Source organism: Pseudomonas sp. Irchel s3f19, assembly GCF_900187555.1.
In the GTDB taxonomy this organism is placed as follows: domain Bacteria; phylum Pseudomonadota; class Gammaproteobacteria; order Pseudomonadales; family Pseudomonadaceae; genus Aquipseudomonas; species Aquipseudomonas capeferrum.
In genome coordinates, this window is sequence record NZ_FYDW01000003.1 from 716,605 (window position 1) to 732,101 (window position 15,497).

A 15,497-nucleotide genomic window follows, 5' to 3' on the forward strand; every position below is an offset into this window, starting at 1 on the left:
GGCTCGGTTGCAGCGGATGCCGGGATTTTATGCCATCTACGCTCTTTGCGCAGGTTGCAGCGGCACAGCCACAGCACAAATCCGCTAGTCTTGTTTATCCATTGAAGGAGCCACTGCATGTTCGAATCCGCCGAAATCGGTCACAGCATCGACAAGGAAACCTACGACGCCGAAGTGCCTGCCCTGCGCGAAGCGCTGCTCGAAGCCCAGTACGAGCTCAAGCAGCAGGCGCGGTTCCCGGTGATTGTGCTGATCAACGGCATCGAAGGGGCTGGCAAGGGCGAGACGGTCAAGCTGCTCAACGAGTGGATGGACCCGCGCATGATCGATGTGCTCACCTTCGACCAGCAGACCGACGAGGAACTGGCCCGGCCACCGGCTTGGCGCTACTGGCGGGCGCTGCCACCGAAGGGGCGGATGGGGGTGTTCTTTGGCAACTGGTACAGCCAGATGCTTCAGGGGCGTGTGCACGGGGTATTCAAGGACGCGGTACTCGACCAGGCCATCACTGGCGCCGAACGGCTGGAACAGATGCTGTGCGACGAAGGCGCGCTGATCATCAAGTTCTGGTTCCACCTCTCCAAGAAACAGATGAAAGCCCGCCTCAAGGCGCTCAAGGACGATCCACTGCACAGCTGGCGGATCAGCCCGCTGGACTGGCAGCAGTCCGAGACCTACGACCGCTTCGTGCGGTTTGGCGAGCGCGTACTGCGCCGTACCAGCCGTGACTACGCGCCCTGGCACGTGGTCGAGGGGGTCGACCCTTACTATCGCAGCCTGGCGGTGGGGCGCATTTTACTGGAGAGCCTGCAAGCCGCACTGGCCAACAACCCCAAGGGCAAGCACCACGGCAACGTCGCGCCGTTGGGCCGCAGCATCGACCAGCGCAGCCTGATCGGCGCCCTGGACATGACCCTGCGCCTGGACAAGCAGGATTACCAGGAGCAACTGGTGACCGAGCAGGCGCGCCTGGCCGGCCTGCTGCGCCACAAACACATGCGCCGGCATGCCTTGGTGGCGGTGTTCGAAGGTAACGATGCGGCCGGCAAGGGCGGCGCGATCCGCCGGGTGGCAGCCGCGCTGGACCCACGCCAGTACCGTATCGTGCCGATTGCCGCGCCCAGCGAAGACGAGCGGGCGCAGCCGTACCTGTGGCGGTTCTGGCGGCAGATACCGGCGCGGGGCAAGTTCACCATCTTCGACCGGTCCTGGTATGGCCGGGTGCTGGTGGAGCGGGTCGAGGGTTTCTGCACCCCGGCCGACTGGATGCGCGCCTACAGCGAGATCAATGATTTCGAAGAGCAGTTGGTGAATGCGGGCGTGGTGGTGGTCAAGTTCTGGCTGGCGATCGACCAGCAGACCCAGCTGGAGCGCTTCGAGGAACGCGAGCAGATCCCGTTCAAGCGCTACAAGATCACCGAGGACGACTGGCGCAACCGCGAGAAGTGGGACCTGTATACCGAGGCGGTGGGCGACATGGTAGACCGCACCAGCAGTGAGATCGCACCGTGGACGCTAGTCGAAGCCAACGACAAACGCTGGGCACGGGTGAAGGTATTGCGCACTATCAATGAGGCGCTGGAAGCGGCATTTGCCAAAGACAAAAAATAGCCCCAGTGGGGGTTCAGCCATGCCGCGGCGGAATGACCTGATGAATTCTTTTCACGGCTGTTTGCCCCGCTGCCGCCCGTCAAGCCCGTAGAATCCAACCACCCCCACCACGGGCTTGAACGAGGGCTTTATGCACACCACTTCCGGACGCAGGGTCTATGGCCTGTTCCTGGCACTTCTGACCGCGCTGCTGTGGGGCATCCTGCCGATTAAGCTCAAGCAGGTGCTGCTGGTGATGGACCCGGTCACCGTCACCTGGTACCGCCTGCTGGTTTCCGGTGGGCTGTTGTTCGCCTGGCTGGGGGCCAATCGCCGGCTGCCAGCGTTCGGCAAGCTCGGGCGCAAGGGCAAAGGGCTGGTGGCTGTGGCCGTGCTCGGCCTGATGGGCAACTACGTGCTGTACCTGATCGGCCTCAAGCTGCTCAGCCCTGGCACCGCACAACTGGTTGTACAGGTCGGCCCGGTACTGTTGCTGGTGGCCAGCGTGTTCGTGTTCAAGGAGCGGTTCAGCCTGGGGCAGGGGGTGGGCCTGCTGATTCTGATCGGGGGGTTCGGCCTGTTCTTCAACCAGCGCCTGGAAGAACTGCTGACCTCGCTTGGCGCATACACCACAGGCGTGTTGACCATTTTGCTGGCGACCAGCATCTGGGTGTTCTACGCCCTGAGCCAGAAGCAGCTGCTGACGGTATGGCACTCACAGCAGGTGATGATGGTGATCTACCTGTGTTGCGCCGCGCTGCTCACGCCTTGGGTGCATCCGCTGGAAGCGTTGCAACTGTCGCCGCTGCAGGGCTGGCTGCTGCTGGCCTGCTGCCTGAATACCCTGGTGGCTTATGGTGCCTTCGCCGAAGCCCTGGCGCATTGGGAGGCTTCGCGGGTGAGTGCGACGTTGGCGTTGACGCCGCTGGTGACTTTTGTGGCAGTGGCTATTGCGGCCTGGATGTGGCCGGCGTATGTGCATGCCGAGGACATCAATGCCCTGGGGTATCTGGGTGCGGTGACGGTGGTGCTGGGGTCGGCGTTGGTGGCGCTGGGGCCTTCGTTGGTCGCTGGCTGGCGGGCGAGAAAGGCCCGCCTGGCGCAGGTGCATCTATAACCTGCGCCGCTAAGGGCCAGTAGCGGCAGCCGCTGAATCAGCCCTTGCCGCCCGGTGCCAGCATGTTCTCCGGCCGCACCCACTGATCGAACTGCTCATTGGTCAGGTACTTCAACTCCAGTGCCGCCTCGCGCAAGGTCTTGCCCTCGCCATACGCCTTCTTGGCAATCTCCGCTGCCTTGTCATAGCCGATATGCGGGTTCAGCGCCGTCACCAGCATCAAACCGCGCTCCAGGTGCGCCGCCATCTGCTCGGCGTCGGGCTCGATGCCGGCCACGCAGTGTTGCTGGAAGTTGCGGCAACCGTCGGCCAGCAGTTCCACCGACTGCAGCAGGTTGTGGATGATCACCGGTTTGAACACGTTCAGCTGCAAGTGGCCCTGGCTGGCGGCAAAACCGATCGCCGCGTCGTTGCCCAGCACCTGGCAGGCCAGCATCGACAGCGCCTCGCACTGGGTCGGATTGACCTTGCCAGGCATGATCGAGCTGCCCGGCTCGTTGGCTGGCAGGCGCACTTCGGCAAGCCCCGCACGCGGGCCGGAGCCAAGCAGGCGCAGGTCGTTGGCGATTTTCATCAATGCCACGGCCAGGGTCTTCAAGGCCCCGGCCAGGCTGGTCAGCGGTTCATGGCCGGCCAGCGCCGCAAACTTGTTGGGCGCGGTGACGAACGGCAAGCCGGACAGCGCGGCCAGCTCTGCGGCGATGGCTTCGGCGAAGCCGTGTGGCGCGTTCAGGCCTGTTCCCACGGCCGTGCCGCCCTGGGCCAGCTCACAGACCGGGGGCAGGGTGGCGCGGATGGCGCGCTGGGCATAGTCGAGCTGGGCGACGAAGGCGGAAACCTCCTGGCCGAAGGTGATCGGCGTGGCGTCCATCATGTGCGTGCGGCCGGTCTTGACCAGCTTCTGGTGGCGCGCCGACAGCTCGGCCAGCCCTGCCGACAGCTCGGCGATCGCCGGCAGCAGCTGTTCATGCACCGCCTGGGCTGCGGCAATGTGCATGGCCGTGGGGAAGCAGTCGTTGGAACTCTGCGAGCGGTTGACGTGGTCGTTGGGGTGCACCGGCGTCTTGCCGCCGCGGCCCTTGCCGGCCAGTTCGTTGGCACGGCCGGCGATGACTTCGTTGACGTTCATGTTGCTCTGGGTGCCGCTGCCGGTCTGCCAGACCACCAGCGGGAACTGATCGTCATGCTGGCCGTCGAGCACTTCGTCGGCGGCTTGCTCGATCAGCCGGGCGATTTCGGCCGGCAGGTCACCGTTGCGATCGTTGACCCGTGCTGCAGCCTTCTTGATCAGCGCCAGGGCGTGCAGCACCGCGAGGGGCATGCGTTCCTTGCCAATGGCGAAGTTGATCAGCGAACGCTGGGTCTGCGCACCCCAGTAGGCGTCCTCAGGAACTTCGACCGGGCCCAGGCTGTCTGTCTCGATACGGCTCATTCTGCGCTCACTCCTTTGTGGTTCGAAATCGCAGTTTAGGCCCTGATTCGACAGAGCGGTTCCATCGCTCGTCGTCCCCACTTGAGCACATCGCCACCACAGCGCAGAATGCTCATCTCTGAGGTACCCGCCTCCCTCTCTTGAAGGAAATGCAATGACCCGTCTCCGTGTCCTCTGTGCCGCCGTCGCCCTGGCCTGTGCCAGCGGCCAGGTACTCGCTGCCACCGCCAGTCACAACGCTGCCGCCGAGAAATTCCTGACCCTGGCCAACGCCGACAAGCTGGGCACTCCGGTCTATATGCAGGTCCAACAGATGTTCGCCCAGCGCTTTGCCCAGACCAAAGCGCCTTCGTCGAAGCAGCCGGTACTGGAAAGCTACCAGGCCAAGGCCAATGCCGCCCTGGACAACGCCATCGGCTGGAACAAGCTGAAGCCGAAAATGGTCGACCTGTACACCGCGACCTTCACCGAGACCGAGCTCAAGGACCTGGTCAAGTTCTACGAGTCGCCGCTGGGCAAGAAAGTGTTGCGCGAAATGCCAAAGGTTACCCAGCAGTCGGCGCAGCTGACCCAGCAGAGCCTGGAACCTGCAGTGCCGGTGGTCAACAAGCTGCTCGAAGACATGACCAAAGAGCTTGATCCGAACGCTGGCAAGGCTGCCGTCCCCGCCAAGAAGTGAGTAACGCGTGATGAGCATGCAGCACCGCATCGAGCAACAACTGGCAACGCTGGCGCCGCAACACCTGGAAGTGCTCAATGAAAGTCACATGCACAGTCGTGGTCAGGAGACCCACTACAAGGCAGTGATCGTCAGCGAGCAGTTTGCCGGGCTGAACAGCGTCAAGCGCCACCAGAAGGTCTACGCCACCATGGGTGAGCTGATGGGCGAGATTCATGCCCTGGCCATCCACACGTACACTGCCGAGGAGTGGGCCAAGGTGGGTGTTGCACCGGCCTCGCCGGTGTGTGCAGGCGGTGGGCACTGAATCCTTTTTGTTGATCTGGTAGAATCTGCACCATCCGGGGGCCGCTTTGCGGCCCCCTGCTTTTTGTCCAACCCGGTCCGCCCCTTACGAGGGCAACCACCAGGAGATTCAGTTTCATGTCACAACCGATCGTCGTCGCGGCGCTGTACAAGTTCGTCACCCTGCAAGACTACGTCGAACTGCGCGAGCCACTGCTCAAGGCCATGCTCGACAATGACGTCAAAGGCACCCTGCTGCTGGCCAACGAAGGCATCAACGGCACCGTGTCGGCCACCCGCGAAGGCATCGACGGCCTGCTCGCCTGGCTGCGCAGTGACCCGCGCCTGGTGGATGTCGACCACAAGGAATCGTACTGCGACGAGCAGCCGTTCTACCGCACCAAGGTCAAGCTCAAGAAAGAGATCGTCACCCTCGGCGTACCGGGCGTTGACCCCAACCAGCAGGTGGGGACCTACGTCGAGCCCAAGGACTGGAACGCCCTGATCAGCGATCCTGAAGTGCTGCTGATCGATACCCGCAACGACTACGAAGTGGCCATTGGCACGTTCAAGGGCGCCGTCGACCCCAAGACCGAAACCTTCCGCGAGTTCCCCGACTACATCAAGGCCAACTTCGACCCGAGCAAGCACAAGAAGGTGGCGATGTTCTGCACCGGTGGCATCCGTTGCGAAAAAGCCTCCAGCTACATGCTCGGTGAAGGCTTCGAGGCGGTCTATCATCTTAAAGGTGGCGTCCTGAAGTACTTCGAAGAAGTGCCTCAGGAAGAAAGCCTGTGGGACGGCGATTGCTTCGTCTTCGACAACCGCGTCACGGTGCGTCATGACCTGAGCGAGGGCGAATATGACCAGTGCCATGCCTGCCGCCATCCGATCAATGCAGAGGAACGCGCGTCCGAGCACTACTCGCCAGGTGTGAGCTGCCCGCACTGCTGGGACAGCCTGAGCGAGAAGACTCGCCGCAGCGCCATCGACCGGCAGAAGCAGATCGAGCTGGCCAAGGCGCGCAACCTACCGCACCCGATCGGTTACAACTACAAAGCCGAGGCCTGATGCATGTCTGCACGCCTGCTTTATGTGATGGACCCGATGTGCTCCTGGTGCTGGGGCTTCGCGCCGGTGGCTGCGGCCCTGATCGCCCAGGCACGTGATGCCGGCGTGCCGACCCGCGTGGTGCCAGGCGGCCTGCGCACGGGCGGCAGCGCCCTGGATGCCTCGACCCGCAAGTACATCCTCGAACATTGGCAGGCGGTGGCCGAAGCCACCGGTCAGCCGTTTCGTTTCGAGGGCGCCATGCCCGATGGGTTCGTCTACGACACCGAGCCTGCCTGCCGCGCCCTGGTCACTGCCCGCGAGCTGGACGCCGAGCGCGTCTGGCCACTGCTGGCGCTGATCCAGGGCTCGTTCTACGCGGCCGGCGTCGACGTCACCACCGCGCCGCAACTGGTCGAGCTGGCCGAACAGGCAGGCTTTGACCGTGCGGCGTTCGCCGAGGCCTTCGCCCGCGCCGACACCCGTGTGGCCACAGCCGCTGATTTCACCTGGGCGCAGGACCTGGGTATTGCCGGTTTCCCCACCCTGCTGGCCGAGCGCAACGGCCAGCTGGCGTTGCTGACCAACGGCTACCAGCCTCTGGAGCGCCTGCAACCCTTGCTCGGCCGCTGGCTGCAGCAGGCTGCCTGTGCTTGATGTGCCTGGGTCACCCGACCCTGTGCCTGGGAAGCCTCACAGTGCGGCCGATCGCCTGAGCTGGGCGGAAATCCGCCGCTTGGCCCTGCATCACAAGAAAAACCTCTGGTCCGCCAATCTGATTGCCGTACTGGCGGCCTGTTGCAGCGTGCCGATCCCTTTGCTGCTACCGCTGCTGGTGGACGAAGTGCTGCTTGGCAACGGCGATGCTGCGCTGAAGTGGATGAACCAGGTGCTGCCGGCCAACTGGCAGGTGGCCGCTGGCTATATCGGCCTGATGCTGGCGCTGACGCTTTGCCTGCGCCTGGCGGCCCTGGCCTTCAACGTGGTGCAGGCCAAGCTGTTCGCCGGGTTGGCCAAGGACATCGTCTACCGCCTGCGCATCCGCCTGATCGAGCGGCTCAAGCGGATTTCCCTCAAGGAATACGAAAGCCTGGGCAGTGGCACCGTGACCACTCACCTGGTCACCGACCTGGACACCCTCGACAAGTTCGTCGGCGAGACCCTCAGCCGCTTCCTGGTGGCCATGCTGACCCTGACCGGTACGGCGGCGATACTGATCTGGATGCACTGGCAGCTGGCGCTGCTGATCCTGTTGTTCAACCCCCTGGTGATCTACTTCACCGTGCAGCTGGGCAAACGGGTCAAGCACCTGAAGAAGCTTGAAAACGACAGCACCGCGCGCTTTACCCAGGCGCTGTCGGAAACCCTCGACGCCATCCAGGAGATCCGTGCCGGCAACCGCCAGGGCTACTTCCTCGGTCGGCTTGGCCTGCGTGCGCGGGAAGTGCGCGACTACGCCGTGGACTCGCAATGGAAAAGCGACGCCAGTGGCCGCGCCAGTGGTTTGTTGTTCCAGTTCGGCATCGACATCTTCCGCGCTGCGGCGATGCTTACGGTGCTGTTTTCCGACCTGTCGATCGGCCAGATGCTGGCCGTGTTCAGCTACCTGTGGTTCATGATCGGCCCGGTGGAGCAACTGCTCAACCTGCAATACGCCTACTATGCCGCTGGCGGTGCCCTGAGCCGGCTCAACGAGTTGCTGGCGCGTGCCGACGAGCCGCAGTACCCGGCCGCCACTGACCCGTTTGCGGGGCGCGAAACGGTGGGCATCGAGGTTCGCGACCTGCGCTTTGCCTATGCCGAGGAGCCAGTGCTCGACCACCTCGACCTGTCCATTGCCCCGGGCGAGAAGGTGGCCATCGTGGGGGCCAGTGGCGGCGGCAAGAGCACCTTGGTGCAACTGCTGCTTGGCCTGTACAGCGCCCAGGCGGGGACCATCCGCTTTGGCGGTGCCAGCCTGCAGGAGATCGGCCTGGAGACCCTGCGCGAAAACGTCGCGGTGGTGCTGCAGCACCCTTCGTTGTTCAACGACAGCGTACGCGCCAACCTGACCATGGGTCGCGACTGCAGCGACGACGCCTGCTGGCAGGCGCTGCGCATTGCCCAGCTCGACGCCACCATCGCGGCTTTGCCGCAAGGCCTGGACAGTGTGGTCGGGCGCTCTGGCGTGCGCCTGTCCGGGGGGCAGCGGCAACGGCTGGCCATCGCCCGGATGGTGCTGGCCGAACCCAAGGTGGTGATCCTCGACGAAGCCACCTCGGCGCTGGATGCCGCCACCGAGTACAACCTGCACCAGGCCCTGGCACGTTTCCTCGATGGCCGTACCACGCTGATCATCGCCCACCGCCTGTCGGCAGTGAAGCAGGCTGATCGGGTGCTGGTGTTCGATGGCGGGCATGTGGCCGAAGATGGCGACCATCAGCAACTGATTGCCGACGGTGGGTTGTACGCCAAGCTATACGGGCACCTTCAGCAAACCTGAGCCCCCAACAGGCTGAATAGGCTGCCAGGCTGTCATAAAAATCCCCTCCACGCAGATGGCAAATGGCCTACGCTGTGCTTGTCTGGGTTGATTCGAGCCTTATCTGCTCTGTGACAGGGACTCCATGAAGGGACATCGCACTCTAGAAGCGCCGAAGTTGCTCGGTATCATCTGGCCCTTCATCGCCGTCGTGGTTTTCCAGGCGGCGCTGGGCAGTATCAGCCTTTATACGCTCTCGGCGGTGCGGGCCTATGTAGCGGGCGAGAGCTTGTGGTCCAAGGCTCAGAAAGACGCCATCTATTACCTCAACCTGTACGCCGACAACCGTGATGAAGGCACGTACCAGCGTTACCGCCAGGCCATCACGGTGCCCCAAGGCGACCACCAGTTGCGTGAGGTACTCGATCAGCCCAACCCAGACCTGAACGCTGCGCGCCAAGCTGTGCTGCAGGGCGGCAACCACGCCAACGACGTCGAACGCATCATCTGGTTCTATCGCAACTTCCGCAACATCAGCTACATGCAGACGGCCATCGACTACTGGGACATCGGCGACCGCTACCTGGGCCAGCTGGATGTGCTTGCCAGCGAAATGCGCAAAGGGTTTGCCGAGGGCCCGGTCGATGCCCGCACCATCAGCGACTGGAAGGCCCGTATCGTCGCCATCAACGAAGGGGTCACCCCGGCCGCCAGAGCCTTCAGCGACGCGCTGGGGGAGGGGTCGCGCGTGCTGCTGCAAGTGTTGCTGATCACCAACCTGCTCACCGCGCTGGTCCTCATCACCATCGCCTGGCGCCGTTCCAGCAAGTTGCTGGCCCAGCGCCAGGCATTCGCCAGTGCCTTGCAAGCAGAAAAGGAGCGGGCGCAGATTACCCTGCAGGCCATTGGCGATGCAGTCATTACCACCGACGTCGAAGGCAGCATCGGCTACATGAACCCCGCCGCCGAACAGCTTACCCACTGGCAGGCCGGGCAGGCTCAGGGCTTGCCGCTTTCGGCGTTGTTCAGCCTGGTGGACGAACAGGCCGAGGAAGATGGCCGCAGCCTGGTCGAGCAGGTACTCAGCGGCAGCCTCAGGGGTGGCGCCGAGCATGCCAGGCTGATCCAGCGCCTGGATGGCAGCACCGTGTCGATAAACCTGGTGGGTTCGCCCATTGTCAGCGACGGGCAGGTCAGTGGCATAGTGCTGGTACTGCACGACATGACCCAGGAGCGCCAGTACATCGCCAACCTGTCCTGGCAGGCGACCCATGACGCCTTGACCGGCCTGGCCAACCGCCGCGAGTTCGAATACCGCCTGGAGCTGGCGCTCAACGGCCTGGCGCGCCAGGCGGGGCGGCATTCGCTGATGTTCCTCGACCTGGACCAGTTCAAGCTGGTCAACGATACCTGTGGCCATGCTGCGGGTGACGAGCTGTTACGGCATATCTGCGCCGTGTTGCAGTCCGGCCTGCGTGAAGGCGACACCCTGGCCCGGCTGGGCGGTGACGAGTTCGGCGTGCTGCTGGAAAACTGCCCGCCGGACCAGGCCGAGCGCATTGCCGAGCAGTTGCGTCAGATGGTCCAGAGCCTGCATTTTGTGTGGAAGGGGCGGCCGTTCGTCACCACGGTGAGCATTGGCCTGGTGAACATGGCGCAGGCACCCGGCACCCTGGAAACCTTGCTGCGCGCCGCCGACATGGCCTGCTACATGGCTAAGGAAAAGGGTCGCAACCGGGTCCAGGTGTACCACGCCGACGACAGCGAGCTGTCCATGCGCTTTGGCGAGATGGCCTGGATACAGCGCTTGCACGTGGCCCTTGAAGAAAACCGCTTCTGCCTGTATGCCCAGGAAATCGCCGCGTTGAAGGCCATCGATGGCCCTGGGCATATCGAGATCCTGCTGCGCCTGCATGATGAGAGTGGCCGTACCATCCTGCCCAGCAGCTTCATCCCGGCGGCCGAACGTTACGGCCTGATGACCGCCCTTGACCGCTGGGTGGTGCGTAATGTGTTTCAGGTCATCCGCCAGTGCCTGGATGAAGGCCGCGAAGGGCCATTGTCCATCTGCGCGATCAACTTGTCGGGGTCGAGCATTGGTGACGACAAGTTTCTCGAGTACCTGCAGCGGTTGTTCGTCGAGTACGCCATCCCGCCGCGCATGATCTGCTTCGAGATCACCGAAACCAGTGCGATTGCCAACCTTGGCAGTGCTATTCGCTTCATCAACGAACTGAAAGGGCTAGGCTGCAGGTTCTCGCTCGACGACTTCTGTGCCGGGATGTCGTCGTTCGCCTATTTGAAGCATTTGCCCGTGGATTTTCTGAAGATAGACGGTAGTTTCGTCAAAGACATGCTCGACGACCCGGTCAATCGAGCCATGGTGGAGGTCATCAACCACATCGGTCATGTGATGGGCAAGCGGACCATTGCCGAGTTCGTCGAAACCCCCTTGATCGAGCAGGCCCTGCAGGAAATCGGCGTGGATTACGCCCAGGGCTACCTGATCGAACGCCCCCAGGTGTTCACGTGTGACAGTCTGCAACGCCAACGGATCGCCGCCAGGCCTCTGTTGCAGCGGGCACCTGGCACATTTCGCTAGCTAGACAGCGGCTTTCGCTGACACAAGACGTCCGAAAAATCACATGGATCAAGGAGCTGAAAGTGATTGATGCATTCGTTCGTATCGGGCCATTGATGGACCCCGCCAGTTACCCCCAATGGGCTCAGCAACTCATTGAAGAGTGCCGCGAAAGCAAGCGCCGGGTGGTCGAGCATGAACTGTACGAGCGCCTGCGCGATGGTCGGCTGAAGCCATCGACCATCCGTCAGTACCTGATCGGCGGCTGGCCGGTGGTCGAGCAGTTTTCGCTGTACATGGCCCATAACCTGACCAAGACCCGCTATGGCCGCCACCCTGGCGAAGACATGGCGAGGCGCTGGTTGATGCGCAACATCCGGGTCGAACTCAACCATGCCGACTATTGGGTGCACTGGTGCCATGCCCATGGCATTCACCTGCATGAGCTGCAGGCCCAGGAAGTACCGCCTGAATTGAACGGGCTAAACGACTGGTGCTGGCGGGTGTGTGCCACCGAAAACCTGGCGATTTCCATGGCGGCGACCAACTATGCCATCGAAGGCGCGACCGGGGAGTGGTCAGCGGTGGTGTGCGCCAATGACACCTATGCCCTGGGCTTCCCCGAGGACCAGCGCAAGCGCGCCATGAAGTGGCTGAAGATGCATGCGCAGTACGACGATGCGCACCCGTGGGAAGCGCTGGAAATCATCTGCACCTTGGCGGGGGAGAACCCGACGTTGGGGTTGCGTACCGAATTGCGTCGGGCGATCTGCAAGAGCTACGACTGCATGTACCTGTTCCTGGAGCACTGCATGCAGCTGGAAGGGCGTCAGCAGGGGCGGGTGCGGCCGGCCTTGGCGGCAGGCTGATCGTCTGCCTGTGCTGGCCTCTTCGCGGGCTTACCGACAAAGAGGCCAGCACAGACAGCCCGCAAATCACTGGGCATTGAACGCCTGCCCATTCACCCCGGTGCTGTCCGGCCCCATCAGGTACAGGTACACCGGCATGATCTCTTCCGGCAGCGGGTTGTTCTGCGGGTTCTCGCTCGGGTAGGCCTGGGCCCGCATCGCCGTGCGCGTGGCGCCTGGGTTGATGCTGTTGGAACGCACGGGTGCAACCCCTTCCAGTTCGTCGGCCAAGGTCTGCATCAGGCCTTCGGTGGCGAACTTCGACACCCCGTAAGCGCCCCAGTAAGCCCGGCCTTTGCGCCCGACGCTGCTGGAGGTGAACACCACCGAGGCGTCCTCCGACAGCTTGAGCAGCGGCAACAGGGTGCTGGTGAGCATGAAGGTGGCATTGACGTTGATGTGCATCACGCGCATGAAGTTGTCACCCGACAACTGCTCCAGTGGCGTGCGCGGGCCGATGATCGAGGCGTTGTTGAGCAGGCCGTCGAGGCGCCCGAACTGGTCTTCGATCATGACCGCCAGCTCGTCGTACTGGTGGGGCAGGGCGGTTTCCAGGTTGAACGGGATCACCACCGGTTGCGGGTGCCCGGCGGCCTCGATCTGGTCGTAGACCTCGTTGAGGTTGGCCTCGGTCTTGCCCAGCAGCAGCGTGGTGGCGCCCAGTGCGGCATAGGCCTTGGCGGCCGCGGCACCGATGCCGCGGCCGGCACCGGTCACCAGGATGACCCGGCCTTTGAGCAGGTCGGGGCGGGCGGTGTAGTCGAACATTGTCTATTCCCTATTTCTATGGGCGGTGCTGGCGCTTGACGCTCAGCAGCCGCACAGCGCGCTGTCGATCACCTTGCGCAGTTCCAGCGGGTGGTCCACCACCACGTCGGCACCCCAGTTGTTGGGGTTGTCTTCTGGATGAATATAGCCGTAGCGCACCGCCGCCGTGCGGGTGCCGGCATCGCGGCCAGACTCGATATCGCGCAGGTCATCGCCGACGAACAGAACGCTGGCCGGGTCCAGGTTCAGGGTCTTGCAGGCCAGGATCAGCGGCTCGGGGTCGGGCTTGCTGTTTTTCACGTGGTCCGGGCAGATCAGCAGCGCCGAGCGCTCGGCCAGGCCCAGGCGTTGCATGATCGGTTCGGCGAAGCGCATCGGTTTGTTGGTGACCACGCCCCACAGCAGGTTGCCTTTTTCGATGTCGGCCAGCAGCTCGCTCATGCCGTCGAACAGCTTGCTGTGCACCGCGCAGTCGCGCTGGTAGCGCTCGAGGAATTCCAGGCGCAGGGCCTCGAAACCTTCGGCCTCCGGGTCCATGGCGAAGGTGGTGGCGACCATGGCGCGGGCGCCACCGGAAATCACCCCGCGGATCAGGTTGTCGTCCACCGCCGGCAAACCGCGTTCGGCGAGCATGGCCTGGCAGATGGCGATGAAGTCCGGCGCCGTGTCGAGCAGGGTGCCGTCCATGTCGAAGAGTACCGCTCGCAAACGCATGCTCATTCCTCGCGCAGGGTCTGGATCATGTAGTTGACGTCCACATCGCCGCACAGCTTGTAGTGCTTGGTCAGCGGGTTGTAGGTCAGCCCGATGATGTCCTTGACCTCAAGGCCGGCAGCGCGGCTCCAGGCGCCAAGCTCCGAGGGGCGGATGAACTTCTTGAAGTCGTGGGTACCGCGCGGCAGCATCTTCAGCACGTACTCGGCGCCGACGATGGCCAGTAGGTAGGCCTTGGGGTTGCGGTTGATGGTGGAGAAGAACACCTGGCCGCCGGGCTTGACCATGCGGTAGCAGGCGCGGATCACCGACGAAGGGTCGGGGACGTGCTCGAGCATCTCCAGGCAGGTGACCACGTCGAACTGCTCGGGCATCTCTTCGGCCAGCGCCTCGGCGGTGATCTGCCGATACTCCACCTCGACACCGGATTCCAGCTGGTGCAGTTGGGCCACCGCCAACGGTGCCTCGCCCATGTCGATGCCGGTTACCTTGGCGCCACGCAGGGCCATGGATTCGCTGAGAATGCCGCCACCGCAGCCCACGTCCAGCACCTTCTTGCCAGCCAGGCCGACCCGCTCGTCGATCCAGTTGACGCGCAACGGGTTGATTTCATGCAGCGGCTTGAACTCGCTTTCACGGTCCCACCAGCGGTGGGCCAAGGCTTCGAACTTGGCAATTTCGGCGTGGTCGACGTTGCTCATTTAAGAGTCCTCTGAAACTTCGCTAAATTGGGCCGGAGTATACCCGAGCGCTCAAGGCCGAGGGTCGCTATAATCGCCGGCTTTTGATATCCGAACGACGGGGAGAGGCGATGCGCGAGCGACTTTTGGCGGCGGAGAAGGTGACCGCGATCCGCTGGCAAGGCGGCGTTCTGCATCTGCTCGACCAGCGCTTGCTGCCGTCGCAGGAATGCTGGCTGGCCTGCGACAATGTCGCGCAGGTGGTGGCAGCGATCCGTGACATGGCCGTGCGCGGCGCATCGGCCATCGGTATTGCTGCGGCCTACGGCCTGGTCCTGGCCCTGGAAGAACGGCTGGCCGAGGGCGGCGACTGGGAGCTCGACCTGGAAGAGGACTTCCTCAGCCTGGCCGAGGCGCGCCCCACTGCTGCCAACCTGTTCTGGGCGCTGAACCGCATGCGCGAGCGCCTGCAGCGCCTGCGCCCGGAAGACGACGTGCTGGCGGTGCTGGAGGCCGAAGCGGTGGCGATCCATGAAAGCGATCGCGAAGCCAACCTGACCATGGCCCAACACGGCATCGAGCTGATTCGCCGTCATCAGGGCAATGCCCAGACCCTGCTCACCTACGGCAATGCCGGCGCCCTGGCCAGCGGTGGTTTCGGCACCGCGCTGGGGGTGATCCGCGCGGGGTACCTGGAAGGCATGGTCGAGCGGGTCTACGCCGGCGAGACCCGCCCCTGGCTGCAAGGCTCGCGCCTGACTGCCTGGGAGCTGGCCAACGAAGGCATCCCGGTCACGTTGTGCGCCGATTCGGCCCTGGCCCACCTGATGAAGACCAAGGGCATTACCTGGGTGGTGGTCGGTGCCGACTGCATTGCCGCCAATGGCGATGTGGCGAGCAAGATCGGCACCTATCAACTGGCGGTCAGTGCCATGCACCACGGTGTGCGCTTCATGGTGGTGGCGCCGAGCACCAGCATCGACCTCAACCTGGCCACGGGCGAGGATATCCCGCTCGAAGAGCGCGATGCCGACGAGTTGCTGGATTACGCTGGCACCCGCGTAGCACCGGATGTCGAGGTGTTCAACCCGGTATTCGATGTGACCCCGGCGGACCTGATCGACGTGATCGTGACCGAGCGTGGCATGGTCGAGCGCCCGGATACCGCCAAGCTGGCTCAATTGATGTGCCGCAAGCGCCTGCACTGAAGGGGTGTCCGGCGCGGCATCATT

At 63.5% G+C, this 15,497-nt stretch carries 14 protein-coding genes; 10 read left to right on the forward strand and 4 right to left on the reverse strand.

The genetic code is table 11. The annotated features are described in order from the left end of the window. Positions 1-117: 117 nt before the first annotated feature. Complete coding sequence (gene pap / locus CKW22_RS11230) at positions 118-1,611, forward strand: polyphosphate:AMP phosphotransferase (RefSeq protein WP_047581747.1); 1,494 nt, start codon at positions 118-120, stop codon at positions 1,609-1,611. Between the two features lie 130 nt (positions 1,612-1,741). Then, the gene (locus CKW22_RS11235) at positions 1,742-2,707 is read left to right on the forward strand and encodes a DMT family transporter (RefSeq protein WP_033700714.1); all 966 of its coding nucleotides are present in this window, start codon (positions 1,742-1,744) and stop codon (positions 2,705-2,707) included. Positions 2,708-2,744: 37 nt separating this feature from the next. On the opposite strand, the gene CKW22_RS11240 is transcribed toward CKW22_RS11235, so the two are convergent. Further along, a complete protein-coding gene (locus CKW22_RS11240; RefSeq protein ID WP_033700713.1) occupies positions 2,745-4,139 on the reverse strand; it encodes a class II fumarate hydratase in 1,395 nt (464 codons plus the stop codon). A 154-nt stretch (positions 4,140-4,293) separates the two neighbouring features. Here CKW22_RS11240 and CKW22_RS11245 point away from each other — a divergent pair, with 154 nt between their 5' ends. The 7 genes from CKW22_RS11245 to CKW22_RS11275 all read left to right on the forward strand — a co-directional run bounded on the left by CKW22_RS11245 (position 4,294) and on the right by CKW22_RS11275 (position 12,064). Next, on the forward strand, positions 4,294-4,818 hold the full coding sequence (locus CKW22_RS11245) for a DUF2059 domain-containing protein (protein WP_033700711.1): 525 nt from the start codon (positions 4,294-4,296) through the stop codon (positions 4,816-4,818). Positions 4,819-4,828: 10 nt separating this feature from the next. Then, on the forward strand, positions 4,829-5,125 hold the full coding sequence (locus CKW22_RS11250) for a BolA family transcriptional regulator (RefSeq protein ID WP_033700710.1): 297 nt from the start codon (positions 4,829-4,831) through the stop codon (positions 5,123-5,125). 116 nt (positions 5,126-5,241) lie between these two features. Further along, on the forward strand, positions 5,242-6,174 hold the full coding sequence (locus CKW22_RS11255; protein WP_047581751.1) for a rhodanese-related sulfurtransferase: 933 nt from the start codon (positions 5,242-5,244) through the stop codon (positions 6,172-6,174). Positions 6,175-6,177: 3 nt separating this feature from the next. Continuing rightward, the gene (locus CKW22_RS11260; protein ID WP_033700707.1) at positions 6,178-6,810 is read left to right on the forward strand and encodes a DsbA family protein; all 633 of its coding nucleotides are present in this window, start codon (positions 6,178-6,180) and stop codon (positions 6,808-6,810) included. Beyond that, on the forward strand, positions 6,803-8,635 hold the full coding sequence (locus CKW22_RS11265; RefSeq protein ID WP_033700706.1) for an ABC transporter ATP-binding protein: 1,833 nt from the start codon (positions 6,803-6,805) through the stop codon (positions 8,633-8,635). Before CKW22_RS11260 ends, CKW22_RS11265 begins: the two co-directional genes overlap by 8 nt. 124 nt (positions 8,636-8,759) lie before the next feature. Continuing rightward, positions 8,760-11,216 (forward strand): EAL domain-containing protein, encoded by a 2,457-nt coding sequence (locus tag CKW22_RS11270; RefSeq protein ID WP_033700705.1) that lies wholly within the window; start codon positions 8,760-8,762, stop codon positions 11,214-11,216. A 62-nt stretch (positions 11,217-11,278) separates the two neighbouring features. Next, positions 11,279-12,064 carry a TenA family transcriptional regulator gene (locus tag CKW22_RS11275; protein ID WP_047581753.1) on the forward strand — a complete coding sequence of 262 codons (786 nt, stop codon included), beginning with the start codon at positions 11,279-11,281 and terminating at the stop codon, positions 12,062-12,064. 66 nt (positions 12,065-12,130) lie between these two features. Here CKW22_RS11275 and CKW22_RS11280 read toward each other — a convergent pair whose 3' ends face one another. Genes CKW22_RS11280 through ubiG form a run of 3 tightly spaced genes read right to left on the reverse strand, consistent with a single transcriptional unit; the run spans position 12,131 to position 14,286 of the window. Beyond that, positions 12,131-12,871, reverse strand: coding sequence for a YciK family oxidoreductase (locus tag CKW22_RS11280; RefSeq protein ID WP_033700703.1), 741 nt, complete (start codon positions 12,869-12,871; stop codon positions 12,131-12,133). A 42-nt stretch (positions 12,872-12,913) separates the two neighbouring features. Then, entirely contained in the window at positions 12,914-13,585 is a 672-nt protein-coding gene (mupP, locus tag CKW22_RS11285; protein WP_047581755.1) for an N-acetylmuramic acid 6-phosphate phosphatase MupP, read from the reverse strand. Between the two features lie 2 nt (positions 13,586-13,587). Then, positions 13,588-14,286: a bifunctional 2-polyprenyl-6-hydroxyphenol methylase/3-demethylubiquinol 3-O-methyltransferase UbiG gene (ubiG, locus tag CKW22_RS11290; RefSeq protein WP_033700701.1), complete on the reverse strand. Its 699-nt coding sequence runs from the start codon at positions 14,284-14,286 to the stop codon at positions 13,588-13,590. Positions 14,287-14,396: 110 nt separating this feature from the next. Between ubiG and mtnA the strand changes: the two genes are divergently transcribed. Next, complete coding sequence (gene mtnA / locus CKW22_RS11295) at positions 14,397-15,473, forward strand: S-methyl-5-thioribose-1-phosphate isomerase (protein WP_033700699.1); 1,077 nt, start codon at positions 14,397-14,399, stop codon at positions 15,471-15,473. Positions 15,474-15,497 lie beyond the last annotated feature (24 nt).

Coding starts and splice junctions, on each gene's coding strand:
- CKW22_RS11245 (WP_033700711.1), top strand. CDS start 4,294: ATGACCCGTCTCCGTGTCCTCTGTGCCGCCGTCGCCCTGGCCTGTGCC.
- CKW22_RS11270 (WP_033700705.1), top strand. CDS start 8,760: ATGAAGGGACATCGCACTCTAGAAGCGCCGAAGTTGCTCGGTATCATC.
- CKW22_RS11235 (WP_033700714.1), top strand. CDS start 1,742: ATGCACACCACTTCCGGACGCAGGGTCTATGGCCTGTTCCTGGCACTT.
- CKW22_RS11250 (WP_033700710.1), top strand. CDS start 4,829: ATGAGCATGCAGCACCGCATCGAGCAACAACTGGCAACGCTGGCGCCG.
- CKW22_RS11260 (WP_033700707.1), top strand. CDS start 6,178: ATGTCTGCACGCCTGCTTTATGTGATGGACCCGATGTGCTCCTGGTGC.
- mupP (WP_047581755.1), bottom strand. CDS start 13,585: ATGCGTTTGCGAGCGGTACTCTTCGACATGGACGGCACCCTGCTCGAC.
- pap (WP_047581747.1), top strand. CDS start 118: ATGTTCGAATCCGCCGAAATCGGTCACAGCATCGACAAGGAAACCTAC.
- mtnA (WP_033700699.1), top strand. CDS start 14,397: ATGCGCGAGCGACTTTTGGCGGCGGAGAAGGTGACCGCGATCCGCTGG.
- CKW22_RS11255 (WP_047581751.1), top strand. CDS start 5,242: ATGTCACAACCGATCGTCGTCGCGGCGCTGTACAAGTTCGTCACCCTG.
- CKW22_RS11280 (WP_033700703.1), bottom strand. CDS start 12,871: ATGTTCGACTACACCGCCCGCCCCGACCTGCTCAAAGGCCGGGTCATC.
- ubiG (WP_033700701.1), bottom strand. CDS start 14,286: ATGAGCAACGTCGACCACGCCGAAATTGCCAAGTTCGAAGCCTTGGCC.
- CKW22_RS11240 (WP_033700713.1), bottom strand. CDS start 4,139: ATGAGCCGTATCGAGACAGACAGCCTGGGCCCGGTCGAAGTTCCTGAG.